The organism is Xanthomonas sp. WHRI 1810A (assembly GCF_040202885.1).
Taxonomy (GTDB): domain Bacteria; phylum Pseudomonadota; class Gammaproteobacteria; order Pseudomonadales; family Pseudomonadaceae; genus Aquipseudomonas.
Genome location: NZ_JBEGED010000012.1, coordinates 206,063 through 216,408, shown reverse-complemented (window position 1 = coordinate 216,408; position 10,346 = coordinate 206,063). Strand labels below are relative to the sequence as shown.

The 10,346-nt window shown below is 61.2% G+C and carries 8 protein-coding genes and 1 tRNA gene; 3 read left to right on the top strand and 6 right to left on the bottom strand.

The genetic code is table 11. From position 1 onward, the window contains the following. Positions 1 to 77: transfer RNA gene (locus ABQX22_RS18675), tRNA-Pro, on the top strand. A 110-nt stretch (positions 78 to 187) separates the two neighbouring features. On the opposite strand, the gene pstS is transcribed toward ABQX22_RS18675, so the two are convergent. The 5 genes from pstS to ABQX22_RS18650 form a co-directional block, all read right to left on the bottom strand. Beyond that, positions 188 to 1,207 carry a phosphate ABC transporter substrate-binding protein PstS gene (gene pstS / locus ABQX22_RS18670; RefSeq protein ID WP_349801353.1) on the bottom strand — a complete coding sequence of 340 codons (1,020 nt, stop codon included), beginning with the start codon at positions 1,205 to 1,207 and terminating at the stop codon, positions 188 to 190. Positions 1,208 to 1,449: 242 nt separating this feature from the next. Then, the gene (gene aldA, locus ABQX22_RS18665; RefSeq protein ID WP_349801350.1) at positions 1,450 to 2,883 is read right to left on the bottom strand and encodes an aldehyde dehydrogenase; all 1,434 of its coding nucleotides are present in this window, start codon (positions 2,881 to 2,883) and stop codon (positions 1,450 to 1,452) included. Between the two features lie 27 nt (positions 2,884 to 2,910). Further along, positions 2,911 to 3,711 carry an HpcH/HpaI aldolase/citrate lyase family protein gene (locus ABQX22_RS18660; protein ID WP_349801349.1) on the bottom strand — a complete coding sequence of 267 codons (801 nt, stop codon included), beginning with the start codon at positions 3,709 to 3,711 and terminating at the stop codon, positions 2,911 to 2,913. Positions 3,712 to 3,736: 25 nt separating this feature from the next. Next, entirely contained in the window at positions 3,737 to 4,921 is a 1,185-nt protein-coding gene (gene rhmD / locus ABQX22_RS18655) for an L-rhamnonate dehydratase (RefSeq protein ID WP_349801348.1), read from the bottom strand. Positions 4,922 to 4,949: 28 nt separating this feature from the next. Next, positions 4,950 to 6,248 carry an MFS transporter gene (locus ABQX22_RS18650; RefSeq protein WP_349801347.1) on the bottom strand — a complete coding sequence of 433 codons (1,299 nt, stop codon included), beginning with the start codon at positions 6,246 to 6,248 and terminating at the stop codon, positions 4,950 to 4,952. Positions 6,249 to 6,393: 145 nt separating this feature from the next. Between ABQX22_RS18650 and ABQX22_RS18645 the strand changes: the two genes are divergently transcribed. Together ABQX22_RS18645 and ABQX22_RS18640 are read left to right on the top strand one after the other, a co-directional pair. Then, on the top strand, positions 6,394 to 7,341 hold the full coding sequence (locus ABQX22_RS18645) for a LysR family transcriptional regulator (protein ID WP_349801346.1): 948 nt from the start codon (positions 6,394 to 6,396) through the stop codon (positions 7,339 to 7,341). A 161-nt stretch (positions 7,342 to 7,502) separates the two neighbouring features. Further along, the gene (locus tag ABQX22_RS18640) at positions 7,503 to 8,903 is read left to right on the top strand and encodes a diguanylate cyclase domain-containing protein (RefSeq protein ID WP_349801345.1); all 1,401 of its coding nucleotides are present in this window, start codon (positions 7,503 to 7,505) and stop codon (positions 8,901 to 8,903) included. Between the two features lie 134 nt (positions 8,904 to 9,037). Here ABQX22_RS18640 and ABQX22_RS18635 read toward each other — a convergent pair whose 3' ends face one another. Beyond that, positions 9,038 to 10,336 (bottom strand): NAD(P)/FAD-dependent oxidoreductase, encoded by a 1,299-nt coding sequence (locus tag ABQX22_RS18635; RefSeq protein ID WP_349801344.1) that lies wholly within the window; start codon positions 10,334 to 10,336, stop codon positions 9,038 to 9,040. Between the last annotated feature and the right edge of the window lie 10 nt (positions 10,337 to 10,346).

Genomic DNA, 10,346 nt, shown 5'->3' with positions numbered 1-10,346 from the left:
CGGGGTATAGCGCAGTCCGGTAGCGCGCCTGCTTTGGGAGCAGGATGTCAGGAGTTCGAATCCCCTTACCCCGACCATTTTCCACCCTGCTGTTTTTGGGTTGAAGACTGGCTCCAACGTCAACCGCGTTGAAGCAAATGAAAAAGGCGTCCTTCGGGACGCCTTTTTTATTGCCTCGGTTTTTACACTACGGCGCTTTCGGCGCGTCAGCCCAAGACGCTTCGATCTGATTCTTCAAGTCCACTGGAATCGGCGCAAAATCCAGTGAGCGAGCCTGTTCCTGTCCGTTTTCCAGTGTCCAGCGAAAGAAATCCTGCACGGCTTTCTGTCGATCCGCGTCCTTGGCTTGCCGATACATGACGATGAACGTCGCAGCCGTAATCGGATAAGCCTGCTCACCCGGCGCGTTGAGCATCGACAGATCAAAATCCTTGGCGTTTTTCCAGTCCGCCTTGGCCGCGGCCGCCTGGAAGCTTTCGGTACTCGGCGCAACAAAATTACCCGCCGCGTTCTGCAGCAGCCCGTAATTGAGCTTCTGCTGCTTGATATAGGCGTATTCCACGTAGCCGATCGAATTGGGCATCTGCTTGACGTACGACGCAACGCCCTCGCTGCCTTTGCTGGCCAGCCCCACCGGCCACTTCACCGACGTCCCTTCGCCCAGCCTGGTTTTCCAATCCGGGCTGACCGCTGACAAATAGCGGGTGAAGTTGAAGGTGGTGCCCGAATCCTCGGAGCGGTACACCACATTGATGTTGGCGTCCGGTAATTTTTGACCCGGGTTGAGCGCGACGAGCGCCGGGTCATTCCATTTGCTGACCTTGCCCATGAAGATGTCGGCCAGCAGCGGCCCGGTCAATTTGAGGCTGCCGGGGGCGATGGAGGCGACGTTGATGACGGGCACCACGCCGCCAATCACTGACGGAAATTGCTGCAAGCCCAGCGACTGCAATTCTGCGGACTTCATCGGCCTGTCGCTGGCGCCGAAATCCACCGCCGCTTCCTTGATTTGAGCGATGCCGGCGCCCGAGCCGATGGACTGGTAATTCACGCGAATGCCGGTCGTCTTGTTGTAATCGGTGGCCCACTTGAACAGCACCGGGAACACGAACGTCGAGCCCGCGCCGGTCACCTCGGTGGTGGCTGCGCTGGCAGCGGTGAACATCGACACATTAAGCGCAATGCCCAGTCCGGCGCTGAGCATCATTCGGGAGAGCTGAAGCATGGAGTGACTTCCTGTAATCGAGCGACATCGAGTGTGGTGCTCCATGGAATCACAGCAATCAGCACGTTTTTGTGACAGGAAGTGAACAGACCCGCGCACATTGATCGGACGTGGGAGGGAGCTTGCTCGCGACAGGCTGGCTCAGCTGCCAACGAGGTGATGAATGTACCGACCTCTCGCGAGCAAGCTCCCTCTCACAGATGTGTCCAGTGGCAATACCTGCCTTAACTCTGAATATAAACCGCATGCGTATGCGTGTACTCATACAGCCCATGCTTGCCATCCGCACCGCCGACACCGGATTTGCGCACACCGGCATGGAAGCCCTGCATCGCCTCGAAGTTCTCGCGGTTGACGTAGGTTTCGCCGAAATCGATCTCACGAATCGCATGCATCGCCTTGCTCAGGTCCCGGGTGTAAATGGACGACGTCAGCCCGTATTCGCAGTCATTGGCCAGCGTGATGGCCTCGTCCAGGTCGTCGATGATCTGAATCGGCAGGACCGGCCCGAAGATCTCCTTGCGCATGATCTCCATGTCGGCGCGGCAACCGGTCAGCACAGTGGGTTGATAGTGAAAGCCTTGCTGCATATCCGCCACTGAACCGCCCGTGACCAGTTCTGCGCCTTGGGCCAGCGCGGTCTTCACCTTCGCTGCGACGCTGTCCAGGCCCTGACGATTGATCAGCGGCCCCATCTCGGCATCCGCCTGGGCCAGCGGGTCGCCGTAGCGGGTGGCGGCCATTGCCGCCGTGATCTTGCCGATGAATTCGTCGGCCACACGCCGTTCCACGTACACCCGTTCAGCGCAATTGCACACCTGCCCGGTGTTGATGATCCGAGAGTCGCGGATTGCCTTCACCGCGAGGTCGATGTCGGCGTCGCCCAGCACGATGGCCGGTGCCTTGCCGCCCAGTTCCAGGTTCAGCTTGGTGATGTTGCTGGCGGCCGCGGCCATGATCCGCGAGCCGGTCTCAACGCTGCCGGTGAAGCTGATCATGTTCACCTGCTTGTGTGCGCTCAACGCCGCACCCACCCGGCCGTCACCGCTGACCACGTTGAACACGCCCGGTGGCAGGTCGATCTCGGCCACCAGTCTGGCGAACTCGAAGCAGTTGTTCGGGGTTTCTTCGCTGGGTTTGATCACGATGGTGTTGCCAGTGATCAGTGCGGGCGCCATTTTCCGGGCGATCAGAAAGAACGGGAAATTCCACGGCAGAATGCCCGCCACCACGCCCAGCGGCTTGCGGAACAGGAAGATGTTCTCGCCGGGACGGTCGCTGGTGATGATTTCGCCTTCGATACGGCGCGCCCACTCAGCCATGTAGTCCAGATAATCGGCGGTGAAATTCACTTCCACTTCGGCCAGACCGCTGATCTTGCCTTGCTCCAGCGTGATGGTGCGCGCCAGCCGAGGGGCGTTTTCCCGCAGTTTGCTGGCGATCCTGCGCAAGTAGCCGGCACGTTCGATGGCCGGCTTGCGGGCCCAGTCTTGTTGGGCGGCGCGGGCTGAGGCCAGGGCGCGATCAACTTCACTGCTGTCGCTGGCCGGGACTTTCGACAGCACGGCGCCGGTGGCTGGATTGGTCACCTCAAAGTGCTCGGCACTTTCGGTGAACTGGCCGTTGATGTAGTTCTGATAAACCGGAACGGAGGACATGGGCAGGCTCCTTCTATGAATGAGCAATCAATAAGTGCGCGACGGGGCGGCAGTGGTCGGGGCTTCGCGATACAGCGCGAGATTGGCCTTGGCCGCCTGGCGCAACAGGCTGATGTCGATGCCCACCGCCACAAACTGGCAACCCCAACTCATGTAGCGCCGCGCGTCTTCTTCGGCCGGGGCGAGGATGCCGCAGACCTTGCCTGCCGCCAGCGTGGCGTCAACCGCGCGACGAATCTGCGCCTGCACTTCGGGGTGCGAGGGGTTGTTGATATGGCCCAGCCCTGTGGATAAGTCCGCCGGGCCGATGAATACGGCATGCACGCCCTCGACCGCCGCGATGGCTTCGACGTTTTCCACGCCTTTGCGCGATTCCACCTGCACGATCAGGCACAACTCTTCATGGGCGGTGTTCAGGTAATCCGGCACGGCGTCCCAACGGGTGGCACGGGTCAGGCCGCCGCCGACGCCGCGAATGCCGTGGGGCGGATAGCGCATGGCCTGCACCAGGGCGCGGGCCTGCTCGGCGGATTCGACCATGGGCACCATCAGCGTCTGCACGCCGACGTCGAGCAATTGCTTGATCAGCACCGCATCGCCCGTGACGGCGCGGACCACCGGCGCGGTGGAGTAGGGCGCCACGGCTTGCAGCTGGGAAAGAATGCTCGGCACGGTGTTGGGCGCGTGCTCGCCGTCGATCAGCATCCAGTCGTAACCCAGGCCGGCGACGATCTCCGACGCATAGCCGGTGGCAAAACCGGCCCAGATTCCATACTGCGGCTCGTTCCTGGCCAGTGCGGCCTTGAACGCGTTGTGAGGCATTTTCATGTGCAGTTCCTGTTTGATGAAGGAATCAGTGCATATACGGGCGGTGTAGCTGGCATTCCGGATTGAGCGTCACGCCAAACCCCGGTTGATCGAGTTTCGACAGGCGCATGCGACCGTTTTCCGGCACCGGTTCGCCCAGCAGTTGCGGATGGAACATCGGCACCACCTCGTCGGCCTTGGGCGCCATCATCAGGAACTCGGCGAACGGGCTGTTAGTGCGCGTGGCGACGAAGTGATAACTGTAGACCGAGGATCCATGAGGCACGACCATCGCGTTGTGCGCGTCGGCCAGCGCTGAAATCTTGATCAGTTCAGTGAGGCCGCCGCACCAGCCTACGTCCGGCTGGATGATGTCGCAGCAGCCCATTTCCAGCAGCATGCGAAAGCCCCAGCGTGTGGCTTCGTGTTCGCCGGTGGTGACCAGCATGCCTTTGGGCACGTTCTTGCGCAGGTCCGCGTAGCCCCAGTAATCGTCGGGGGACAGCGCTTCTTCGATCCATTTCAATCCGAATTCGTGAGCGCCGTGGGCCAGTTTTGTGGCGTAGTTCAGGTCCAGGCTCATCCAGCAATCGAGCATCAGCCAGAAATCCTGGCCGACCCGCTCGCGCATCCCAGCCAGTTCCTCAAGATTCTTGCGCAGGCCTTCTTCACCTTCAGACGGGCTGTGGTGCAGTGGCAGCTTGCCGCCAATGAAGCCCATTTTTTGCGCCAGATCCGGACGCGCGCCGGTGGCGTAAAACTGCAGCTCATCGCGAACGGCGCCACCGAGCAGTTGGTGAACCGGTTCCTGGCGGACCTTGCCGAGCAGGTCCCACAGCGCCAGATCGATGCCGGAAATGGTGTTGATCACCAGCCCCTTGCGCCCGTAGTACTGGGACGACAGGTACATCTGGTCCCAGATTTTCTCGATGTCTGTGACCTTTGCGCCCTCCAGGAAGCGCGCCAGGTGCTTCTCGACGATGTACGCCGCAGGCTCGCCGCCGGTGGTGACGGAAAAGCCGACATTGCCCGCCGAATCTTCAATTTCTACCACCAGTGTGCCCAGTACGTTGATGCCGAAACTGCGGCGGCTCTGGCGGTATTCCGGGTATTTGCTCATGGGCGTGGAGATGTGGTCGTCGATCCAGTGGCCATCGCCCTGGTCGTGATAATCGGCGCCACCGCCCCGCAGGACGAAAGCGCGGACGTGTTTGATGGTGGGCGTGCTCATGGAGACTCCTTGGGTTCAGAGGCAAAAATCAGTGCTGCCAGGTCGGTAGCTTTTGGGGCGCGGCTTGTTTAGGCGGTCGGATGCCCATGACGAGCGCAGCAGCGATCAGGGTCGTGCACGCCAGCAGATAAAGACCGGCCGTTGGGGAGTGGAAGGCCCCCTCAGCCCAGTTCTTGAGCACCGGCGCAATGAAACCGCCCAGCGCGCCAAACGAGTTGATCAGGGCGATGGCGCCTGCGGCGGCGCTGCCGGCCAGGAAGCTGCCGGGGAAGGTCCAGAACACCGGTTGCACGGCGATGAAGCCTGAGGCGGCAAAGCAAAGCGCCAGGATTCCCAGCAGCGGATTGGCAAACGAGACCGATGCGGCGATGCCGAGGCTGGACACCACCAGCGTGAGCGCCGCGACCAGGCGACGCTGGCCGGTTCGATCAGCGATTGCCGGCACCTGCCAAGCGGCAATCAACGCGCAAATCCATGGAATCGCACTCACCAGCCCGACCATGAGCCCCACCTTGGTGCCCAGCAGCCCGGCAACTTGCGTGGGCAGGTAAAACACCACGCCATAGACGCTGGCCTGAATCAGCAGATAAATCACGCACAGGTACAACACCGCCGGTTGGCACATTGCTTTGAGCAGGCTGCCGTGCCCTTGTTTGCGGGCGTCTTCTGCGTCCAGCACCGCTTGCAGTTGCTGGCGTTCGGCGAGGCTCAGCCATTTCGCGTCGGCGGGGCGGTTGTCCAGATAAAAGTACGCCCAGACGCCGACGACGGTAGCCATCAGCCCTTCCACCGCAAACAGCCATTGCCAGCCGTGGCTACCGAGCACGCCGTCCAGTTCCAGGAGCAAGCCGGAGAGCGGGCTGCCGAAGATGAACGCCAGCGGAGCGCCGAAATAGAAGAACCCCATGGCCTTGCCGCGCGCGGCCTGGGGGAACCAGTAGGTGAGGTACAGAATGACGCCGGGGAAGAAACCGGCTTCGGCCACGCCCAGCAAAAAGCGCAGCACGTAGAAGGTGGTTTCGGTGTGGGCGAAGACCATGGCAGCGGACACCAGGCCCCACGTCACCATGATCCGGCACATCCACAGGCGGGCGCCGATCTTGTGCATGATGAGGTTGCTGGGCACTTCGAGCAGCGCGTAGCCGGCGAAAAACACCCCGGCGCCGAACGCGAACGCAGCGTCACCGATGCCGGTGTCCGCCTGAAAGGCTTGTTTGGCGAAGCCGACATTGGCGCGGTCGAGGAACGCCATGATGTACATCAGCAGGAGGAAGGGGAGCAGCCGCCATGAAATCTTGGCGAGCAGAGACGCGGGGAGTGTGTTCACGGCAGTTTCCTTTTTGGAATTATTGACTGCGTCGACCAGCGCCTGGCTGGAATGGCTGCGAATGTACTGCCGTCAAACGATGCGTGACCAATCGTTTTTAGCTTAAGATCGATACCCTCAGGGTATCGCTGGCAGGAAAGCGCTCATGTCCGACAACAGCTCGCCGCACCATCTGTTCAGCCGGCTGCGCTACAAGCATCTGCAAATGCTGGTGGCGCTGGGTTCGAGCCTGAACCTGCACCGGGCGTCGATGAACATGCATATGTCTCAGCCCGCCGCGACCCGGATGTTGCACGAAATTGAAGACATGTTCGGCTGCGAGCTGTTTGAGCGCCTGCCTCGGGGGATGCGCCCGACGGTGCTGGGCAAGGAGCTGCTGCGTTTCGCCGAGTCCGCCCTCAGTGGCCTGGACCGCTGCGCGGCTGACATTCAGGCGCGCAAACAGGGCGGTTACGGTTATCTGGCCATCGGCACCATCATGGGCGCTGCGCCGGATCTGGTGATGAACGCGGTGGCTGAGATCAAGGCGCTCAACCCGCAGTTGCGCATCCGGATCATGGGGGACACCAGCGATCAGGTGATTCAGTTGCTGGAGCAGGGGCGCATCGATCTGGCCATTGCCCGGCGCAACGCTGCCACCGACCGTGAGCACTACACCTTCGAGCCGCTGGGCAATGAGCGCTTGATGGTCGTGGTGCATCAGGGCCATCCGCTGGCCACACGGCGCGAGCTGGACTGGGCCGAACTGGTCAGCGACTGGCCGTGGATTCTGCAGCCGGACAGCAGCCCGGCGCGCATTGCCTTCGATCAGGCGCTGGAACGACTGGCACTGCCCCTGCCTGCCGATATCATCGAATGCAGCTCGGTGTATTCGATGCAGCAGCTGATACAACTGACTGACGCCATCATGGTGCTGTCCGAATCGGCGCTGCGCGATTACTTGAAGATGGGGCTGGTGAAGGCCTTGCCGGTGAAGATCGAAGAGCGCATGGCGCCATTTGGGTTGCTGACACGCAAGGGCGAAGCGATGAGTCGGGAGTTGGCGCAGTTCATTGAGCTGTTGCGGGCACGCAGTGATGCGGCGCGTTTGTAAGAGCGCGCTCGCCCGAATGCGCCAATTCAGATGTATATATGTCGCCTACGGCACCGTTTCCCGGGCAAAGACGCTCCTACAGGGGGCTTTGGACAAGACAGGTGTGCGTCAGCCAGCACGCGGTATAGACTCCGAGTTGTAATGTAGTCTCGGTTGGTCTTATGAAAGCACCTCTTGCGCTTTACGAAACGGAACGGCTTCAGGCGCTGCACACGCTTGAAATTCTCGACAGCCCCGCTGATGCCTCCCTCGACCGGATCACTCGTCTGGTGGCCCGGGTGCTGGATGTCCCGATCGCGCTGGTAACGCTGGTCGATGAAGACCGCCAGTGGTTCAAGTCTCGGGTCGGCATCGAAGTCCAGGAAACTTCCAGGGACGACGCCTTTTGTGCCCACGCCATTCTCCAGGACGAGCCTCTGGTGGTGCCCGATGCGCGACGTGATCAGCGCTTCGTCGACAACCGCATGGTGACCGATTCACCCAATATCCGCTTTTATGCCGGGGTACCCATCCGCACCAGCAAGGGCTTTGCCGTGGGGACGTTGTGCGCCATCGATGACCGGCCGAGGGTGCTGACCGAAGATCAGATAAACACCTTGAATGACCTGGCCGACATCGTCAGCCGCGAGATTCAGCTGCGGGAAAACCTGATGCAGGTCCGCAGCCAGGCGAAAAAAACCGATGACCTGTTCGAAGCCAGTGAAGCAGCGTATCGCTCGATGTTCGAACTGGCGTCGGTTGGCATTGCGCTCGTGGCGCCGGACGGCAGCTGGATCAGTGTCAACCGGGCGCTGTGCGATCTGGTCGGCTACAGCGTGCAGGAATTGCAGCACCTGACGTTCCAGGACATCACCATCCCCGAGGATCTCAACGCCGACATGGACTTGTTGAGCCAGCTGGTCGCAGGCGATATCGATCATTACCAGATGGAGAAACGCTATCTGCACAAGACCGGCGGGCCAGTGTGGGCGGACCTGAGCGTCACTAAAAAGCTCTCGGCAGACGGTCAGGTGGAGTATTTCATCTCCATCATCCAGAACATTCAGGGCCGCAAGGAGTTGGAGCAGGAAGCCAAGCACGACGCCTTGACCGGGCTGCTCAACCGCCGCGCGCTGGATGCCTTGCTGCCCATCGCCCAGGCTCGGGCCGATCGTTCGCAGATGCTGCTGGCGTTGATGTTTCTGGACCTCGATGGCTTTAAAGCCATCAACGACACGTATGGCCATGACGCTGGCGATGAGCTGCTGTGTACGGTGTCTGCGCGTTTGAAAGCCAGCATCCGGCGCACCGATAGCCTGATCCGGCTGGCGGGGGACGAGTTCATTGTGATTTTGGAAGGCATCGTGCCCCACGCCGATGAAGCGCGAGAGGTCGCGAGGAAACTGCTGAAGACCATTGCCGAACCGATGACCATCCAGGGGAATGCGATCACGACACAGGCAAGCATCGGGTTCTCGATCTACGAGCCCAACTCCGACAAAGCGCCGGATGAGCTGATTCGCGAGGCCGATCGCTGGATGTACAAGGCCAAGCATTCGGGGAAGGGGCAGGTGTTGCCGTGAGGGCAGAGACGCCGCCGGTTGCGCTGTGGTGTAGGAGCTGACGAGCCGCCGAAGGCTGCGATGCAATCTGTCTGACACACCGTAATCGCAGCCTTCGGCAGCTCGTCAGCTCCTACAAGGGGACGACCTGAAGCTTAGTGCAACTTCATCCTCGGCTCTGTCCCACGTCCGATCCGGCTGCCGAGCATCAGCATCGCCGTGCGGAACGCGCCGTATAGCGCCATTTGGTGCATGCGGTACAGCGACACGTAAAACATCCTCGCCAGCCAGCCTTCCAGCATCACGCTGCCGGTCAGGTTGCCCATCAGATTGCCTACCGCCGAGAACTTGGACAGGGAAATCAGCGAACCGTAATCCTTGTAGCTGTACTCCGGCAGGCTCTGGCCTTCGATGCGCAACTTCAGGGATTTAACCAGCAACGACGCTTGTTGATGCGCGGCCTGAGCCCGGGGCGGCACATTGCGGTCGGTGCCTTTCATCGGGCAGGACGCGCAATCGCCGAAGGCAAACACGTTGTCATCGCGCGTGGTCTGCAGCGTCGGACGAACCAGCAGCTGGTTGATCCGGTTGGTCTCCAGGCCCGCGATATCCTGCAGGAAAGCGGGCGCGCGAATGCCGGCCGCCCAGACTTTCAGCGTTGCCGGGATCACCTGGCCCGAGGCGGTGATCAGGGCGTCTGCCGTCACTTCACTGACGGCCGAGTCGGTCAGCACGGTCACGCCGAGTTTTTCCAGGGTCTTGTGCACCGGCCCGCCAATGCGTTCCGGCAAGGCTGGCAACACGCGCGGGCCTGCTTCGATCACGGTGATGCGCAGGTTTTCCGGTTTGATCTGGCCCAGTCCGTATGCGGCCAGTTCCTGCGCGGCATTATGCAGCTCGGCCGCCAGTTCGACGCCTGTGGCGCCGGCACCGACGATGGCGACGTTTATTTCCTCGACCACGTCCGTCTGGCTGGCGTGGGCCCGCAGATAACGATTGAGCAACTGCTGGTGAAAGCGCTCGGCCTGCTTGCGAGTGTCGAGGAACAGGCAGTGCTCAGCCGCGCCCTTGGTCCCGAAATCATTGGTCGTGCTGCCCACTGCAATCACCAGCGAGTCGTAATCGAGGCTGCGTTCCGGGACCAGCTCGTTGCCATCCTCGTCCAGCGTCGCCGACAGATGAATCTGTTTCTGCTCGCGGTCCAGACCGGTCATGCGGCCGAGCTGGAAGGTGAAGTTGTTCCACTTGGCCTGGGCCACGTAGTTGAGCTCGTCCTCGTAGGAGTTCAAAGAGCCTGCGGCCACTTCGTGTAACAGCGGTTTCCAGATGTGGGTCAGGTTGGCGTCAACCAGCACCACGCTGGCGAGGGCCTTTTTGCCAAGGGTTTTACCCAGACGGGTAGCCAGTTCCAGACCACCGGCGCCTCCGCCGACGATCACAATACGATGAGTCATGGGGATATCT

Excerpts from the sequence above, each read along its gene's own strand:
- ABQX22_RS18635 (WP_349801344.1), bottom strand. The coding sequence starts at position 10,336 with ATGACTCATCGTATTGTGATCGTCGGCGGAGGCGCCGGTGGTCTGGAA.
- ABQX22_RS18645 (WP_349801346.1), top strand. The coding sequence starts at position 6,394 with ATGTCCGACAACAGCTCGCCGCACCATCTGTTCAGCCGGCTGCGCTAC.
- ABQX22_RS18640 (WP_349801345.1), top strand. The coding sequence starts at position 7,503 with ATGAAAGCACCTCTTGCGCTTTACGAAACGGAACGGCTTCAGGCGCTG.
- ABQX22_RS18660 (WP_349801349.1), bottom strand. The coding sequence starts at position 3,711 with ATGAAAATGCCTCACAACGCGTTCAAGGCCGCACTGGCCAGGAACGAG.
- rhmD (WP_349801348.1), bottom strand. The coding sequence starts at position 4,921 with ATGAGCACGCCCACCATCAAACACGTCCGCGCTTTCGTCCTGCGGGGC.
- pstS (WP_349801353.1), bottom strand. The coding sequence starts at position 1,207 with ATGATGCTCAGCGCCGGACTGGGCATTGCGCTTAATGTGTCGATGTTC.
- aldA (WP_349801350.1), bottom strand. The coding sequence starts at position 2,883 with ATGTCCTCCGTTCCGGTTTATCAGAACTACATCAACGGCCAGTTCACC.